This is a genomic window from Acinetobacter sp. 25-47-130 (assembly GCF_056779705.1).
In genome coordinates, this window is sequence record NZ_JBWYII010000012.1 from 80058 (window position 1) to 96129 (window position 16072).

Here is a 16072-nt window from a genome sequence, read left to right on the forward strand (position 1 = left end):
CTTTAAAGATTTAGTCTAATTTAGCTTTCGCATTCGACTTTTTCTTTTTTACTTTAGCTTTCTTTTTCGCTTTGTCTTTTACTTTTCCATCAGATTTTTTGTCTGATTTTTTAGTATAAGAGCTTGGTTTTGCCTTGGACTTTTTCTTACGAACAGGGCGTTCACCGCTTTCATCTTTATCTTTTAGGAGTTCGATAGGCTCATTCAACATGCGATTTAACGCTTCTTGCTTGGTGACCGGTTTTTCCTTCACGACACGTGGTGCTCGACTACGAATAGCGCGACCTGCATGGCTGAGTTGTTGAATCAATTCAAAATCAATCTTACGTTCTTCTAAATTGACACCTGCAACCTTGATGCGTACTTCATCACCCAAACCGAAGGTCTGACCACGATTTTGCCCAACTAAACTTTGACTCGCTTGATCGAAGACAAAGAAGTCATCGCCAAGCTGGCTTACATGGACCATACCATCGACATATAAATCTTTTAAAGTGACAAATAGACCAAACTCAGCCGTAGCACTAATGACGCCAACAAACTCTTCACCAAGATGCTGTTGCATATAATGGCATTTTAACCAAGTGGTCACTGAGCGAGAAGCTTCATCAGCTCGACGTTCTGTTGCCGAGAAATGATTACCGGCTTCTTCTAGTGCGCCACCTGAGACTGGTGCAGGTTTATTTTTGAGGTGTGCTTTGATAGCACGATGTAATAATAAATCTGGATAACGACGAATTGGAGAGGTGAAATGAGTGTATGCCTCATACGCCAAACCATAGTGACCAGCGTTATTTGGCCCATAATAAGCTTGCATCATGGAGCGAAGAAGCACAGCATGAATACTTGGCGCATCAATACGGTCTTTAGTGGCTTCAATGACCGCTTGATAGTCCGCTTGTGTAGGTTGATCAGGGAATTTCAAACCTAATAACTTAACAAAGTCGCGAACTTTTTGAATGCGTGAGAATTCAGGTGGCTCATGCACACGATACAACATTGGAATTTCATGTTTTAAAGCAAATTCAGCAGCAGCGACATTGGCTAACAACATACATTCTTCAATGAGTTTATGAGCATCGTTACGTGATCTTGGTAGAATTTCTTTAATTCCACCAAGTTCATCAAAGGTCATGTACGTTTCAACGGTTTCAAATTCCATTGCATGGCGTTCTGCACGTAAACCTTTTAATACTTGGTAAAGTTGGAATAATGTATTCAGTGATTTACGCACTGTACGATCTTCAGGTACAGCTTGACTATCACCTTCAAAATATTTTGCAACTTGGTCATAGGTGAGTCGTGCTTTAGAGTGCATCACCGACGGATAGAATTCAAATTTTGTGACTTTACCTGCGCGACTTAGATTCAAATCACAGACCATACATAGACGATCGACATTTGGATTGAGTGAGCATAAGCCATTTGAAAGTGCTTCAGGCAACATCGGTAATACAAAGTGAGGGAAGTACACAGACGTACCGCGTTCTTGTGCTTCATCATCTAAAGGTTTACCAATACGAACATAATGACTGACATCTGCAATCGCGACCACGACACGATAGCCGCCACCAGGACGTTTTTCTGCATAGACAGCATCGTCGAAGTCACGCGCATCTTCACCGTCAATTGTGACTAAGGGTAAATCTCTTAAATCAATGCGTCCTTGACGATCTCGTGCTGTCGGTTCTTTAAAACTTTCAGCTTCTTGAACTACTGCTTCTGGAAATTCGTAAGGTAAACCATATTCTAAAATGGTTTGAGGAATAATAATTTCAGTATCAGATTTGTCGGCCATAGATTGAATAATATGGCCTGTAGCAAACTCTTCACGATTTGGAAAATCATCAATTTCAACTCGAAGAGAATCACCAACTTTAGCTTTCGCATGCGCAATGAGTTCTTTTTCTAAGGTAATCGGTTGATGCGCATTTGGATTTGCTGGTTGAATGAAGTATTCACCTTCATATTCTGCGAGTTTCCCAATGATTTGTTTGACGCGTCGTTGGGTAATTTCAGTAATGAAACCCCATGGTTTACCTTTACGGTCAACAGAGGTCTGTTGAACTTTAACTCGGTCACCATGGAAGACTTGACGTAATTCACGCTCAGGTAACAAATATTCTTCTTTCTTACCATCTATACTCGCAACCCCTAAACCTTTGCTATTGATATAGATGGTCGCATCATGAACAGGTTGATCTGCCATAAGCTGGAACTTATAACCTTCTTTCGTCAATTGACCATCACGAACCATCGCACTTAAACGGTGACTAAGCGCTTCAATACTTTTTTGATCCGCAATTTCGAAGTGTTCCACAAGGTCTGCATGAGACAATGCTTTTTTCTTATTCTCAATCGTTTCTAGAATCAGAACACGGCTTGGAATAGGATTATCGTAACGTTCAGCTTCCGCTTTGGCTTCAGGGTCGACCCAATTTTTCATAATGTCTTTGGCTTCATATCAGAAGATAAGTTTAGCATAAGACATGATGAGAAATACTGCACGTAAATGATTGCAATAAAGTGTTTTTAGTTCATAAATTATAAAAGAGATGCAGAATAGACAGTATTAAAGTGAAATTAATGCAGATTAAAGGTAAAAAACCTGAAAATTGTTTAAAAAATATATGATTGAACAAAAAACATAGAATTTTTTAAATTCTCACTTGAAGAGTAGGGACGAAGTTTGTATTATGGCGTCTCGTTACGGTGAGGTGGATGAGTGGCTGAAATCACTTCCCTGCTAAGGAAGCATACCTATTACTGGTATCGAGGGTTCGAATCCCTCTCTCACCGCCAACGATAAACTTGAAATGCGCTCATAGCTCAGCTGGATAGAGCACTTGGCTACGAACTAAGGGGTCGGGAGTTCGAATCTCTCTGAGCGCACCAATCAAGTTAATCGATGTAACGAAGTCGTAAGACACTCAAGTACGCGCTCATAGCTCAGCTGGATAGAGCACTTGGCTACGAACTAAGGGGTCGGGAGTTCGAATCTCTCTGAGCGCACCAACTTGAACATCTCTAAGATGTAAAAAAAGAGAAGAAACCGCTTAATTGCGGTTTTTTTGTGTCTAGAATGAAGTGATGCTATGAATCATCATATTCACTAGCTACCTAAGAAAGAAATAAATTTTAAAATTTCTACACATATTATTTTTAATTAATAGATATTAGCTCTTATAAAAACATCCTCAATCCAACTCATGATTGTTTGGAATTTGGATTGATCTTGTTGACTATCTCTTAAATTGTTGATTATTTAGGCATAATTTACATTTTCGTATAAATACTGTTCGCTTGATTTAAATTTTATTAAAAAGTACTTAACAAATAATAATATTCATATATAATGCACTCCATCAAGACGTCGCGCTCATAGCTCAGCTGGATAGAGCACTTGGCTACGAACTAAGGGGTCGGGAGTTCGAATCTCTCTGAGCGCACCAACTTGAACATCTCTAAGATGTAAAAAAAGAGAAGAAACCGCTTAATTGCGGTTTTTTTGTGTCTATTTTTTCTTATTTCTTCTGCTCTTCGTTTTTGACTTTCAATGCAAAGACGACATTCGCCCCAACTGTAGGGAGCACATCATGATAAGGCAAGCTCCGTGCTGCACGAATCAGGAAAGGTGCTTTTGCATCTATTTTTCCTGCATTCGTCATTTTCAATAAAGTACCTTGTTGAAACTTATCAAATTGCATTTTTCCTTTAATGTATTTCAGATCACCGCCTTGAGCATAAAAACTATTCTGATTCGACTGAGGAAAGCTAAAATTCAGTTTAAATCGGAATGGAATTTGAATAACTCCTAACCCGAGTTCAACTTTAAAATCTGCCAACTGCGTTTGGTCTTTTAGGGTTTCGATATCAATAGATTTGAGTTGGCGGGGAAACAGCTTTTTATAATGTACAGGCTGTGTCCATTTTTGTAATTGTTGCACTGGTTGTGAATAATACTGATACGTCGTCACAAAACGCATTGATTCGGCACCGTGTTGATAAGGCACAGTTGTCGGTGTATGGACAAAACTTACAGGGTGTTCGGTGATACGACTGATTTGTGCGATTTTGGCTAATTGACTTGTCGTTAATTGGTCGGATGGAAATTGCCCTGGTTTGAGCGCACTCGAAGAAGGCGCTGTTAATTTTTTTCGAATTGATTCAAGTAAAAATGCATGTGTACCACTTGGAATTCCCATTTTTGCTTCAGGCACTGCATTCAGAACTTTGCTAAATAGAAAACCTTTAGGTTGGTTTAAATCTCCCCATTGCGTTAGGGTTAGAAGGGTATGATTCTGATCCAATTTGAACCATTCAAATTTGCCTAGACCATAAGGAACAGGTGCATCCACAATCAAGCTCGAAATACTATTGGCTTCAATATGATGCTGAAACACTATGGTCTCATTAAAGTTGAGCACTGGTATTGGTGTTGGAATGGAAATTTTATATTGAACCTGAGTGATATTTTTTTCTTGATTTAATATTTTAGCTGACTTCAATGTTGGGAATAAACCAACAAAATTTTCAAACTGTGAAAGCGTTTTGGCGACCTTTTCTTCATTAACAGGCAATACGATGGCAGATGATGTGAACTTCACATTTGGATTGGGTTGTTTTTTGCGTGTCGGAATAGATGTTTGGGTATTTGTGTGCGCATAGATGAGAATCTGATCTTTTGCGATGCTGGCGAGTTCGGTACTATTATTTTGAAATGGTTTTAACGCACTGGGTATATTTTCTTTCCATTCAATAATCGCACTGTACGACAAGCTAGGTACAAAAATAAGGCTTAAGCACAATGCTCGATAGTTAAAGTATTTCATTTTCATCCTGAACTATGAATTTAGACTTTTTATTTTGTGTCATTGTAAATCGTGTGATGCTTTCATCAATAGTGCGATGATGTAATCAACAGTATTCATTAAAACGACAATTCGATTTCAGGTAAAGTGGTGTAATATCTTTGCTTAAGAAAATCGATTGTTGAATCCCCTATGTCTGATACTCAACCAGTTTTATCTGTCCGTTACTTCTTAAATTTACAAGAGTCTCAGGATGGTTTTGCATTAGCTACTTTTGGCAAAAAACAATTTACGCGTTTTTTTACGCCACTTGTCAGTATTGCGATCGTGATTTGGGGGCTTTATCTTGGATTAGAGGGTGTAGGGCGCTATTACGTGGCTTTAGGCACGTTCTTTATCTTTTTACAAATCGTTATGCGTTACTGGTTCTTACCTATGATGTTCAAGCGTCAGTTTGAAAAATATCAATTTGGTAAGACTGAGCAAGGTATCGATTTGTTTCAAAACTCTGCCGAGCTTTTTTCAAGTGGTCGTCCTAAACAAGCATTTGCCTACAGTGAAGTACAAAAATTTGTAGTGGGTAAATTGACCTATATGCTTGAACTCAAAAATCATACAGTGGTCATTATTCCAAAACGTGCATTTGAGTCTGATGTAGATAGAACACTGTTTGAAAATACATTCCAAAAACGTTAAGTTTTGATGAGCTCGTTACTCAAATTATAAATAAGAGAGGTTTTCATGAGTGCAGTTCCATCAAAAATTGTATGTGTCGGTCGCAGTTATGCTGCGCATGCTCAAGAATTAGGTAATGCGATTCCTGATCAACCTGTCTTATTTATCAAGCCGCCGAGTAGCTTGGTGTCCTTAGCAGAAGGGATTGATTGGAATCGTGCATTGGGACAGTGTCATCATGAATGTGAACTTTCATTGCGAATAGATCGACCGCTCAAAAACGTTACGGATCCTCAAGAGGCATTAGCAGCAGTAGGTGCAGTCACTCTTGGTTTGGATTTGACTTTAAGAGATCAACAAGATCAGCTTAAAAAGAAAGGACAACCTTGGGAACGTGCGAAAGCATTTGATGGATCTTGTATTTTGGCAGATTGGATTTCGCTTGATCAGGTCCTAGCATTAGATCAAGTCCAGTTTAAGCTCGAAATTAATGATCAACTTAGGCAACATGGTGATACGGGGTTACTGATTTTTAAATTAGGAGCGCTTTTGGCAGAAATCAGTCAAAACTTTAGCTTAATGTCTGGTGATGTTGTCATGACGGGTACGCCTGCAGGTGTGGGACCATTAGAATCGGGTGATCAGCTCAAAATGACTTTGACTGGCTTAAAACAAGATTTTGTGTGGACTACGCAAGTGCATTAATGATGCATCAAGCTCAATTAAAAAGGATGATGGTTCATCCTTTTTTTATGGCTAGAGATTGTCTGAATTGATGTTTTTACGAAACTGTTGGGGCGTGATGTGCATCCAGCGTTTAAACATATTGATAAAGGCTGAGGCGTTGGCATAGCCCAAATCTAGAGCAATATGTTCAACGGTTTTATTTTCAGACAATAAGCTTAATGCTCGTGTAATTTTAAAGCGTTGACGCCATTCATTGAGCGACATCGAAATTTCAGCTTCACATAGGCGCGATAAAGTGCGCTCACTCATATTCACCATTTGAGCATAATCTCTCAGTGGACGCTGATCACTGAGATGCTCATGCATGTAGGAAAATATCGTTTGTAATGCAGGATGATCAGAATGGGGTAAGTAGCTTTTGAGCAGTGGTGAACTTTTTAATTGATCCAGCAAAACCATTAAGAGTCGTTGATATTCGGGTTGATCATATTTGAAATAAGTTTTTCTGAGTTCATTGAGTAGCGCCGTCACTAAGGGGGAGCTTAGTAAAATACCTGATTGTTTGGGCAGTGCATCACACAGGCTTTCATGCACGTATAAGGTGGCATGAGAAACAGCTGTGAGATTAATACTGCTGTGATGCAGATGCGGCGGTAGCCAAATTCCGTAGGGCGGAGGTGTTAAATATTGATTTTGATCAATATGAACTTCCATTACACCATCAAATGCATAGATAAATTCGCCCCATGCATGACCGTGTTTAGGATATTCCGAATGGGCTGGATCATTACGGAATGTTAGCCAAAGATTCTCTTGGATATGATCATAATTATCTAACTGAACGAATGATTCATGTGGATGGCGTTTTGGCATATTAAATTGCCTGAATAAATGTATTTGTTGTCTATTTTGAATTATATATTCTAATTCAGTCAGCAGTATAGTGACGACTTGTTTGTGTGAAGAGTGCCACTCATGGGTGAGCGAAGAGGTCTTGACCTTCAGGCGTCAAGCTTAATGATCGTATTGTGTTTAGTCTGGGGTTTACAGCAAATTGTCTTGAAACTTGCAGCTACTGATATTAGTCCTCTGATGCAAATCGCATTGCGCTGTGGTTTGGCAACCTTGCTTGTCGTTCCATTATTGTATCGACAACGAGTGCAACAACTGTTCAATTACCGTTATGTTGTTCCTGGAATTTGGTTAGCCTTTTTATTTTCTGCAGAATTTTATTTGGTTGCTGAGGCACTCAGGTACACCAGTGCTGCGCACACTGTTGTTCTGCTCTATACCGCGCCTATTTTTGTGGCTTTAGGCTTACATTGGAAAGTCAAAGCTGAAAAATTGAATAATCTGCAGTGGTTTGGTATTTGTTTCGCATTTCTTGGCATCGCTTATACTTTTTTAGTGCGTGATCAAGCTCAGAGCCAACTCAGCCTTATTTTATGGGGAGATTTTCTTGCTCTAATGGCGGGGATGATGTGGGCATTGACTACGATTTCTTTAAAATTTTCAACGCTTTCAGAGGCACCGCCCACTCAAACATTATTTTATCAATTGCTTGGGGGCTTTATTTTTTTATTACCCTTAGCTTTTTGGACTGGACAAGCAGATGTACGCTGGTCACAACTGACGTTTCTGAGCTTAACATTTCATGCGGTTGTCATGTCTTTTTTAAGTTTGCTGCTATGGTTTTGGTTGTTACGAACTTATTTAGCAAATGGCTTAGGTGTGTTTTCGTTTTTGACCCCCATGTTCGGCATGTTGTTTGGTGTATGGCTGTTAGATGAGGAGATCGAAACGAGTTTCTTGGTCGGTTCTAGTATGGTTCTTGCAGGGATTATGATTGTATCTTTGCACCGCTATTTGAGAATTTATTTTGATCGAATCAGCGCAAGAATTGGAGCATTCCATTGAATCAGTATACATGGCTGGGATTAAGCTCGATTTTAATTTGGGCCTCGTTGGTTGCGGTGGTGAAACTTGTAACTGAATCATTAAGCCCGGTACAGGCGGTGGCACTGATCTATAGTTTTAGTGCATTGTTCATGTTATGGAAAAATGGTTTTCCCAAGCTTTCACTCATGCCTAAAAAATACTTATGGGGCTGTGGTGCTCTTTTTGTTGGCTATGAGATCCTGTTTTTAATTTCGATTGCACTTTCAACGCATCGAGAACAGGTATTAATCATTGCAATGATTAATTATCTTTGGCCTCCTTTGCTGATTGTATTTTCGATTCTTGCACGGCAATTGAGCGCGAATATTTGGGTGATTGCTGGCTTTGCATGTGCCATTCTTGGGTTAATGATGGTTGTTAATCCTGATATTCTCGAGCCGAAACGGATATTTGTGGCTGTGCTTGAAAATCCATTAGCATATTCATTTGCTTTCATCGGCGCCGTACTATGGCCTTTGTACAGTATATTTACCAAGAAATATGCAGAAGGTCATAATACTGTCCCATTTCTTTTTCTAATGACTGCAGTTGGATTGTGGGCTGTACATTTTGTGATGCGAGAACCGTTTATTGAGCTGAATTTGATGACATGGCTGATGGTTGTAGTCATTGGCAGCTTAATTGGCTTGGCTTACAGCAATTGGAACCAAAGCATGCAATATGGACATCTCAAAATTTTAATTTTGGCAACGTATTTTATGCCCATTTTTTCAAGTCTGATGTCGATGCTGATTCTAGATGTGCAACCTCTAATGAGCTTTTGGATCGGTTGTGTCTTAGTGACCTTAGGTGCACTTATTTGTTGGCAATTTACACGTCCATATAATCCATCTATGAAATAAGAAAAAGACCTATAGAGGTCTTTTCTTATTGCAAGAGTTTATTTTTCTTCAAGTATGGTCGATAGCGGTACGGAGAGCTTTGCAGCCAGATAATCATCAGCTTCAATTAGTGCAGGACCAATACGGTTCATCCATATGTCATCTTCATGGATTTGTCCGATATCATTTTTATCAGGTAGCGTATAAGGCAATGATTTATAAAATGACCAAAAATCCAGATGATCTAAATTTCTAACCAAAACATATTCATTATTATCAGTACGTTTAATAATATTCTGCTGTTCTAATAGATTGACATATTTAGGCCAGCGGCCAATTTCACCGCGTCCTAAAATATCAAGTGCCTCCAGATCGGTTACGGTTTTACCTTGTTTTTGTTTTTTATAGAATAACTCAAGCATATCTAGAAGCATGAGAATTGGATGGCGCGTTTCGGTCTTACCTGTATGAAATGCTGTGAGGGCATAACTTATCTCAACACCAAGCAGTACGATGTTCCAAGAGAGATAAATCCACAACAGGAAAATTGGAACTGCTGCAAAAGCACCGTAAACCAACTGATAACTGGTAAAGTTAGTCATCACGAAGCCGAATAAATTTTTCAGTAACTCGAAGGTAACAGCACTAAAAATCGCAGCAATCATGGCTGCTTTTATTGGAACAGAGCGGTTTGGAATCGTCCAATACAAGGCAAAAAAACCAAATGCGGTGAGTGCAAATGAGATGACCCACAAAATAAACGTCCCATTTAATTCATAACCTGCAAAATTATTGCTTAGGATGTTCATAGACGCTAAAGTCGATGAAATCACAAAAGCCGAACCCAGCAGGATTGGTCCCAGTGAAATGATGGTCCAATAGCGCATAAAACCAATAATGCCATTACGCGTTTCTGTCACACGCCAAATACGATTGAATGCTGTCTCAATGCTAGTGAGCATCATTACTGTGGTAAAGAATAAAAACAGCACACCAATAATGGTTAAGTTGCTCGAATTGTCAGTAAATGCATTCAATGCTTTGTCAAACGCGATACTGGTTTTAGGCAGAAAATTACTGTAGATCAATTGTTGTAATTGTTGCCGAGCAGGTTCTAATGCTTTAATCGATGAAATGATAACCAAGAATACGGTCAACATCGGCACGACAGCGAAAAGTGTAGTGTAAGTTAAAGAGCCTGCTTGCTCACGACAATTGTTAGTTTCAAAGCGTCGTAGTACAAACAAAATAAACTGAAACCATGTTTTATTGTAGAAAGGTAACTTTTTTAAGATTTCCGCCATAAATAATGAGTCTCGAGTATTTTTTAGTTAAAATTCTGTACGTTCGTTGCACAGCTTAACCAAATTTTAAAAAAAATACCGTATAGTTTTCTTTTTTCATTGGATGATCTTTTTATGCAAGCATATGTTCTAGTTTTGTATTACAGCAAATATGGTTCAACCAAGAAAATGGCACATTTAATTGCTCAAGGAATTGAATCTACTGGAATGCTTGCGAAAATTAGAACAGTTCCACAGTTGGCAACAGTAGTGACTAAAGCAGCACCAAGTATTCCAGAGGAGGGCGATATTTATGCGACTTTGGATGATCTTCAACATTGTTCGGGACTTGCATTAGGATCACCAACTCGATTTGGCAATATGGCATCAGAAATGAAATATTTTTGGGATCAAACAACGAGTTTATGGCTCAATGGTGCATTGCATAATAAACCTGCTTGTGTGTTTGGTTCATCAGGGTCTATGCACGGCGGGCAGGAAAGTACATTACTGACCATGTTGCCACCTTTGTTTCATCATGGAATGTTGATTTTGGGTTTAACCAATGCCAACCCAGCTTTATCGAATACAAAATCAGGGGGGACACCCTATGGTGCTACACATGTCAGTGGACCTAGACACGATCAATCTCTAAGCCAAGATGAAAAATCACTGTGTATCGAGCAAGGGAAACGATTAGGTGAAGTGGCGTTGCAAATGTTAAAGAAATAATGTTAAAGATTATTTTATCAGGCATAAAAAAGTGAGCTTCTCGCTCACTTTTATTTTGAAATATGTTTCTGTTCAAATCGGTGTTTGCACTTTTTGCATTGGTAATCGAGGAAAACATTCTTATCGACAATTTCTCCCGCTTTTTTTCCAAAACGATGACCTAAAAAGCCACCAGTCACACCCACACTGATTGCACCAACAAAAGTGCCAATTGTGCCACCCATGATTACACCTAAAGGCCCCGCAACAGCACCAATGGAAGCACCAATAGAAGCACCTGATGCAGCACCACCCACAGTACCCGCAGTTGTACCCGCTGCGGAAAGAAGAACACCACCTGTTTTTTGCAGTAATTGTTCATGGTTGCGTTTTTCAATATCAGTTGAACCGCATTTTGGGCAGTGTATTTCTAAGTTTTCAGTCATTTAGGATTGCTCTAATCTATACATCCATTTATTTAAAAGATTCTAGCATTGCGCTTAAAGTTGCAACATGGCCGAATGTAGAAAAACTGTAATGGCAGATAAAATAAAAAATTGATTTGAAAATAGATTAATTTAATTTTTAAGGATAAAACCATATTTTATGAGCAGGATGGCTTAGATCTTGAACTGAATAACTAAGCGCAAATAGTGATTTAATTTTTTTCGAAGTTTGGCTTATTTTTTTATTCCAATCAAAAAATTACCAAGACAATGAAAAAATTATTTGTACTAAGCACCATTGTGACATTGAGTTTTAGCCTTATTGCATGCTCAAAAGAAAAGCCTACTGAGCTTAAGGGGCAAGATGAATCAAAAGAAAAGTTAACAACCTTGAATATTGGCTATCAAAAAGCGGCGCTTAAATTCATCGTTGCAAAACAAAATAAAACTTTTGAGCAGGCATTCCCTGGTGTGAAAATTCAATGGAAAGAATTCCCGGCAGGTCCTCAAACACTAGAAGCATTAAATGTCGGTGCTATTGATGTGGGGTATACAGGGGATACACCTGTAATTTTCGCACTTTCTGCAGGTAAACCAATTCAATATTTAGCTTATGAAAATGGATCTAAAAACTCACATAGCTTGCTGTTACCCAAAGACAGCACGATTCAAAGCTTAAAGGATCTAAAAGGTAAGCGTATTGGTGTTACACAAGGTTCAAGTGCGCATTACTTTCTCTCACAAATATTAGATCAAGCTCAATTGAGTTGGTCTGATATTCAACCCGTCTGGTTAACGCCTGCAGATGCACGAGCTGCTATTGATAAAAAATCACTCGATGCTTGGGCGATTTGGGATCCTTATGCAAGTGCTGCTTCGCTTAAAGGTGATACACGTGTTCTTATTGATTCAAAGGCTTTACCATTGGCTTATAGCTTCTATTTGTCTTCACCAAAATTTTTAAAACAACATGGGGTTGAAGCCCAAAAAATTGTGCAAACATTAAATCAAGTAGATGATTGGATCAATCAACACCCAGATCAAGCCGCAAAAATTCTGGCGCAAAGTACAAGCTTGGACGAAAATATTACCAAACTTGTTTTAGAAAAAAGAAATATTCCTGCTTATGCCAAACTGGTCGACACAGATACAGTCACGGCGCAACAAAAAATTGCAGATTTATTTTATCAGCTCAAACTCATTCCGAATGCCGTGTCTTTAAAAGATCATGTGTGGACTGGGAAAGACTAAGTGATTGAACGCGAATCATATTTTTAAAGACGAATAAGTATCCAATTTAAATGATTTCAAAAGCATTCATCTTTCAGTCATTAATACAATGAAGTATTAGAAAGATGAGTGCATCATGAATCAACCATTACAACAAAGCTTAACCGCACTTCCTATTCTGAATTTAAGTCAATTTGATCAATCATCAACGCAAGCAGATTTTCTGCAACGACTTGCACATATCGCCAAGGATATTGGTTTTTTTTATTTGACAGGTCATGGTATTTCAGCTGAAAACATTTTGGAGATTCAGCGTATTACTCGACAGTTTTTTTCGCTGCCACAAGAACAAAAAGATGAAATCGCTATGATTCATTCCCCGCATTTTCGAGGGTATAGTCGAGTAAATGCCGAAGTTACACGTCTGCACCCTGATTTTAGAGAACAAATAGACATTGGTTTTGAACTAGCAGCATTAGAACCTGAAACTGGACCGACATGGAGACGTTTACAGGGACCAAATCAGTGGCCTTCGAATTGGCCTGAGTTTCAACGCGTAGTCACCGCATGGCAACGAGATCTCAGACAAGTTGCAATTAAATTATTAAAAGCCTTGTTGCTTTCATTGGGGCAGCAGGACACAGCACTTGATCAATTGATTACAGGCAGTCCACATGAACTACTCAAGCTGATTCATTATCCCCCAATTGATCAAATGAATCATCAGGGTGTAGGGCCTCATAAAGACTCCAATATTTTAACTTTACTTTTACAAGACCAGATCGGAGGACTTCAGGTCTTAAGTCAAGGCAAATGGATTGAAGTACCATTTGTTGAATACGCATTTGTCGTCAATATCGGTGAGGTTTTAGAGCTTGCCACAAATGGATATTTGATTGCGAATCAACATCGAGTCATATCTCCAACCAATGCAGAACGGTACTCGGTTGCTTATTTTCTTTCTCCAAATTTATTTGCTGGTGAAATTCCGCTTTTAAATCTTGCAGATAATTTAAAAGCGCTTGCACAAGGACCAGAGACAGATCCGCTGAATCCTTTACTGAGAAATGTGGGAGAAAACTGTATCAAAGGTCGACTTAGATCTCATCTAGACGTTACAGAAAAATATTATCCAGCGCAATTTAAACAACTCAAACAATCAACAACAATATCGAGTAAATCATGAAGTCAAAATACGCCCAATTTTTATTTATTATTTTTGCAATTCTCATTATCAGTGCATGTAGTGCTCAACCTAAACCTCAAAAAACAAAGCAAACACAACAAACAATCGTGTGATCGGATCACATGGATCGGATGTTGATATTTGGAGACATATCGCGGATTCTGATCAGGCGAAAACAGCAAAATTTGACATTGAGGTGAAAGAAATTAATGACGGTGTGGCTTTGAATCAAGCTTTGCTCGATGGTGAGATTGACGTTAATGCATTTCAATCTTGGGCGTATTTCAAAGAATTTAATGACTTGAATCATCAGAAGCTTGCTGTCTTGGCGACCACTTATTTAGAGCCTATGGGTTTATATTCTCAAAACTACAAGTCACTAACTGCTTTGCCTGATCGGGCCTTAATTGCAATTCCAAATGATGTGGCGAATACAGCACGTGCATTAAGACTATTAGAACGTGCTCAGTTGATTCAACTTAAGCCAGATTTTAATACGATTTCTGGAACTCTTGAAAGTATCCAGTCAAATCCGAAATCACTTCAATTTAAATTGGTCAAAGGTGCACAACTACCACGTGTATTGTCTGAGGTGGATTTAGCCGCAATTGGAAATACTATTGCTCTAGAAAGTGGACTAAATGTAATAACAAATGCGATATTTAAAGAAGAGGTTACTGATAAAGCTTTAGAAAATGTCAATATACTTGCAGTGCGTAAAGATCGATTGAATGATCCACAATTTCAAAAACTTTCAAATCTTTACCATCAGCCTTACGTTGAAGATTATATTCAAAAGCATTTTGGTGGTACAAAATTGGGTATTCAACTTGATCCTGCCACATTAAAATAAAAAAGCGCCGTTAGGCGCTTTTTTTTAATGTTAAACATTATTCTTGAACAAAAGTCACTGTCCCATTTGCAAGTGATTCAACACGAGCAAGTGATTCAACTCGGTAACCTTTTTCAAGTAAAAGATCACGGCCAGGTTGGAACGACTTTTCAATCACGATACCAATCCCGACAACCTCAGCTTCAGCTTGGTGAATCAAATCAGCTAAACCTAAAGCTGCTTGTCCATTCGCAAGAAAGTCATCGATCACAAGAACCTTATCTGTTGCTGCAATGTGCTTCTTAGAAATAGCAATTGTGCTTTCTACTTGCTTTGTAAATGAGAATACTTTTGAACGATATAAATCATCTTTTAAAGTTAAAGATTGATACTTACGTGCAAAAATTACCGGTACACCAAGTTCCAAGCCAGCCATCACAGCAGGTGCGATACCTGAAGCTTCAATTGTTATGATTTTGGTGATGCCTGCATCTTTGAATAGACGAGCAAATTCTTGACCAATTTGTTGCATCATCACTGGGTCGATTTGGTGGTTTAGAAAAGAATCAACTTTTAAAACCTGATCAGATAGAACGATACCTTCGTTTAAGATTTTCTGTTCTAGTGCGTACACGGGAGAATCCTCTAGGGCAGGTGCCTTTTTAAGCAAAGACGTATTTTAAAAAGCATCTGCAAAAAAGCAAGTAAAAAATGCCTTAATTTTGTGGACCGTTATACCCTGTCAGTAAGAGCCCGTATGAAGATTTCTTATCTTGGTGTGTGACTTTCACTGGTAGATAGTCCAATTTCGGAGACAGCCAAAAAATCGTTTCACGACCTGGTTTATCATGCTTCATCACTACTTTGATGGTATCAAACGTACCGTACTTGGTTTCTACTTTTTCAGTGCCTTGTTTGACGAAACGACGTGATTCAACTTCTTTAGCATCTGCAATCCAATATTGCGATTTTAAACCGTTATTTTTTAAGTCTTCACGAATTTGCAATTCTGCATTTAACTCATCCAGTACACCAGATTTCCAAGCAAATGAACGTTGCTCTTTATCTTTAGTGGTGTTAATGGTTTTGGCACTTGGATTAAATTTAATGCTCATTGTATTGTTATGAACCAAAATTTTACTGGTGCGACTGAAATTGGATGATTGAATCTGATTATTGTTGAATGTGAAGTTACTGGTTTCAGTCGCTGAAGCAATACCACCTGCTTTAGCTGCAAAAACGTAATTCCATGTGTTACCTGATTTTTTCAAGGTTCGTGTTGCTGACCCCAAGTTTTTACCATTGTATGCAAACTGATAAGAGGCTTGGAAGGGCGTCATGGCAAGCGCTTGACTTGAATAGCCTGTGAAAAGCACGGCTGTACCTACACTTGCAATCACACTCAAAGTTTTAAACGATTTAAATGCCATA

15 protein-coding genes and 4 tRNA genes are annotated in these 16072 nt (G+C 38.6%); 12 read left to right on the forward strand and 7 right to left on the reverse strand.

The window, feature by feature from the left end; all coding sequences use genetic code 11:
* Positions 1 to 10 precede the first annotated feature (10 nt).
* The gene (gene rnr / locus AC1M83_RS12960) at positions 11 to 2449 is read right to left on the reverse strand and encodes a ribonuclease R (protein ID WP_481590853.1); all 2439 of its coding nucleotides are present in this window, start codon (positions 2447 to 2449) and stop codon (positions 11 to 13) included.
* Positions 2450 to 2711: 262 nt separating this feature from the next.
* On the opposite strand from rnr, the gene AC1M83_RS12965 reads away from it, so the two are divergent.
* The 4 genes from AC1M83_RS12965 (at position 2712) to AC1M83_RS12980 (ending at position 3452) form a co-directional block, all read left to right on the forward strand.
* Positions 2712 to 2802, forward strand: a tRNA-Ser gene (locus AC1M83_RS12965).
* 16 nt (positions 2803 to 2818) lie between these two features.
* Positions 2819 to 2895, forward strand: a tRNA-Arg gene (locus AC1M83_RS12970).
* A 43-nt stretch (positions 2896 to 2938) separates the two neighbouring features.
* A tRNA-Arg gene (locus tag AC1M83_RS12975) sits at positions 2939 to 3015 on the forward strand.
* Between the two features lie 360 nt (positions 3016 to 3375).
* Positions 3376 to 3452, forward strand: a tRNA-Arg gene (locus AC1M83_RS12980).
* A 72-nt stretch (positions 3453 to 3524) separates the two neighbouring features.
* On the opposite strand, the gene AC1M83_RS12985 is transcribed toward AC1M83_RS12980, so the two are convergent.
* Positions 3525 to 4832 (reverse strand): SRPBCC family protein, encoded by a 1308-nt coding sequence (locus AC1M83_RS12985; protein ID WP_481590833.1) that lies wholly within the window; start codon positions 4830 to 4832, stop codon positions 3525 to 3527.
* 171 nt (positions 4833 to 5003) lie between these two features.
* Here AC1M83_RS12985 and AC1M83_RS12990 point away from each other — a divergent pair, with 171 nt between their 5' ends.
* Together AC1M83_RS12990 and AC1M83_RS12995 are read left to right on the forward strand one after the other, a co-directional pair.
* The gene (locus tag AC1M83_RS12990; RefSeq protein ID WP_481590834.1) at positions 5004 to 5507 is read left to right on the forward strand and encodes a YcxB family protein; all 504 of its coding nucleotides are present in this window, start codon (positions 5004 to 5006) and stop codon (positions 5505 to 5507) included.
* A 45-nt stretch (positions 5508 to 5552) separates the two neighbouring features.
* Positions 5553 to 6191, forward strand: coding sequence for a fumarylacetoacetate hydrolase family protein (locus AC1M83_RS12995; protein ID WP_481590835.1), 639 nt, complete (start codon positions 5553 to 5555; stop codon positions 6189 to 6191).
* 51 nt (positions 6192 to 6242) lie between these two features.
* Here AC1M83_RS12995 and AC1M83_RS13000 read toward each other — a convergent pair whose 3' ends face one another.
* Entirely contained in the window at positions 6243 to 7046 is an 804-nt protein-coding gene (locus AC1M83_RS13000; RefSeq protein ID WP_481590836.1) for an AraC family transcriptional regulator, read from the reverse strand.
* 102 nt (positions 7047 to 7148) lie between these two features.
* Here AC1M83_RS13000 and AC1M83_RS13005 point away from each other — a divergent pair, with 102 nt between their 5' ends.
* Entirely contained in the window at positions 7149 to 8090 is a 942-nt protein-coding gene (locus AC1M83_RS13005; protein WP_481590837.1) for a DMT family transporter, read from the forward strand.
* A complete protein-coding gene (gene yddG / locus AC1M83_RS13010) occupies positions 8087 to 8974 on the forward strand; it encodes an aromatic amino acid DMT transporter YddG (protein WP_481590838.1) in 888 nt (295 codons plus the stop codon). Before AC1M83_RS13005 ends, yddG begins: the two co-directional genes overlap by 4 nt.
* Positions 8975 to 9012: 38 nt before the next feature.
* Here yddG and AC1M83_RS13015 read toward each other — a convergent pair whose 3' ends face one another.
* On the reverse strand, positions 9013 to 10257 hold the full coding sequence (locus AC1M83_RS13015) for a YihY family inner membrane protein (RefSeq protein WP_481590839.1): 1245 nt from the start codon (positions 10255 to 10257) through the stop codon (positions 9013 to 9015).
* A gap of 114 nt (positions 10258 to 10371) precedes the next feature.
* On the opposite strand from AC1M83_RS13015, the gene wrbA reads away from it, so the two are divergent.
* Entirely contained in the window at positions 10372 to 10968 is a 597-nt protein-coding gene (wrbA, locus tag AC1M83_RS13020) for an NAD(P)H:quinone oxidoreductase (RefSeq protein ID WP_481590840.1), read from the forward strand.
* A 50-nt stretch (positions 10969 to 11018) separates the two neighbouring features.
* Here wrbA and AC1M83_RS13025 read toward each other — a convergent pair whose 3' ends face one another.
* On the reverse strand, positions 11019 to 11393 hold the full coding sequence (locus tag AC1M83_RS13025) for a hypothetical protein (RefSeq protein WP_035265212.1): 375 nt from the start codon (positions 11391 to 11393) through the stop codon (positions 11019 to 11021).
* Positions 11394 to 11663: 270 nt separating this feature from the next.
* Between AC1M83_RS13025 and AC1M83_RS13030 the strand changes: the two genes are divergently transcribed.
* From AC1M83_RS13030 to AC1M83_RS13040, 3 genes are all read left to right on the forward strand, one after another.
* The gene (locus AC1M83_RS13030; protein ID WP_481590841.1) at positions 11664 to 12644 is read left to right on the forward strand and encodes an aliphatic sulfonate ABC transporter substrate-binding protein; all 981 of its coding nucleotides are present in this window, start codon (positions 11664 to 11666) and stop codon (positions 12642 to 12644) included.
* Positions 12645 to 12759: 115 nt separating this feature from the next.
* Positions 12760 to 13809 carry an isopenicillin N synthase family dioxygenase gene (locus AC1M83_RS13035; protein WP_481590842.1) on the forward strand — a complete coding sequence of 350 codons (1050 nt, stop codon included), beginning with the start codon at positions 12760 to 12762 and terminating at the stop codon, positions 13807 to 13809.
* Positions 13810 to 13918: 109 nt separating this feature from the next.
* Entirely contained in the window at positions 13919 to 14662 is a 744-nt protein-coding gene (locus AC1M83_RS13040; RefSeq protein WP_481590843.1) for a MetQ/NlpA family ABC transporter substrate-binding protein, read from the forward strand.
* 37 nt (positions 14663 to 14699) lie between these two features.
* Here the strand turns inward: AC1M83_RS13040 and AC1M83_RS13045 are convergent, their stop codons facing one another.
* Together AC1M83_RS13045 and AC1M83_RS13050 are read right to left on the reverse strand one after the other, a co-directional pair.
* Positions 14700 to 15275: a xanthine phosphoribosyltransferase gene (locus AC1M83_RS13045; protein WP_035265221.1), complete on the reverse strand. Its 576-nt coding sequence runs from the start codon at positions 15273 to 15275 to the stop codon at positions 14700 to 14702.
* A gap of 82 nt (positions 15276 to 15357) precedes the next feature.
* Positions 15358 to 16071 carry a DUF3108 domain-containing protein gene (locus tag AC1M83_RS13050; RefSeq protein WP_035265223.1) on the reverse strand — a complete coding sequence of 238 codons (714 nt, stop codon included), beginning with the start codon at positions 16069 to 16071 and terminating at the stop codon, positions 15358 to 15360.
* Position 16072: the final 1 nt, after the last annotated feature.

Bases quoted from the DNA above. Each gene is read 5' to 3' on its own strand.
- AC1M83_RS12985 (WP_481590833.1), bottom strand. From the start codon at position 4,832: ATGAAATACTTTAACTATCGAGCATTGTGCTTAAGCCTTATTTTTGTA.
- AC1M83_RS12990 (WP_481590834.1), top strand. From the start codon at position 5,004: ATGTCTGATACTCAACCAGTTTTATCTGTCCGTTACTTCTTAAATTTA.
- AC1M83_RS12995 (WP_481590835.1), top strand. From the start codon at position 5,553: ATGAGTGCAGTTCCATCAAAAATTGTATGTGTCGGTCGCAGTTATGCT.
- AC1M83_RS13000 (WP_481590836.1), bottom strand. From the start codon at position 7,046: ATGCCAAAACGCCATCCACATGAATCATTCGTTCAGTTAGATAATTAT.
- AC1M83_RS13005 (WP_481590837.1), top strand. From the start codon at position 7,149: ATGGGTGAGCGAAGAGGTCTTGACCTTCAGGCGTCAAGCTTAATGATC.
- AC1M83_RS13015 (WP_481590839.1), bottom strand. From the start codon at position 10,257: ATGGCGGAAATCTTAAAAAAGTTACCTTTCTACAATAAAACATGGTTT.
- wrbA (WP_481590840.1), top strand. From the start codon at position 10,372: ATGCAAGCATATGTTCTAGTTTTGTATTACAGCAAATATGGTTCAACC.
- AC1M83_RS13025 (WP_035265212.1), bottom strand. From the start codon at position 11,393: ATGACTGAAAACTTAGAAATACACTGCCCAAAATGCGGTTCAACTGAT.
- AC1M83_RS13030 (WP_481590841.1), top strand. From the start codon at position 11,664: ATGAAAAAATTATTTGTACTAAGCACCATTGTGACATTGAGTTTTAGC.
- AC1M83_RS13035 (WP_481590842.1), top strand. From the start codon at position 12,760: ATGAATCAACCATTACAACAAAGCTTAACCGCACTTCCTATTCTGAAT.
- AC1M83_RS13050 (WP_035265223.1), bottom strand. From the start codon at position 16,071: ATGGCATTTAAATCGTTTAAAACTTTGAGTGTGATTGCAAGTGTAGGT.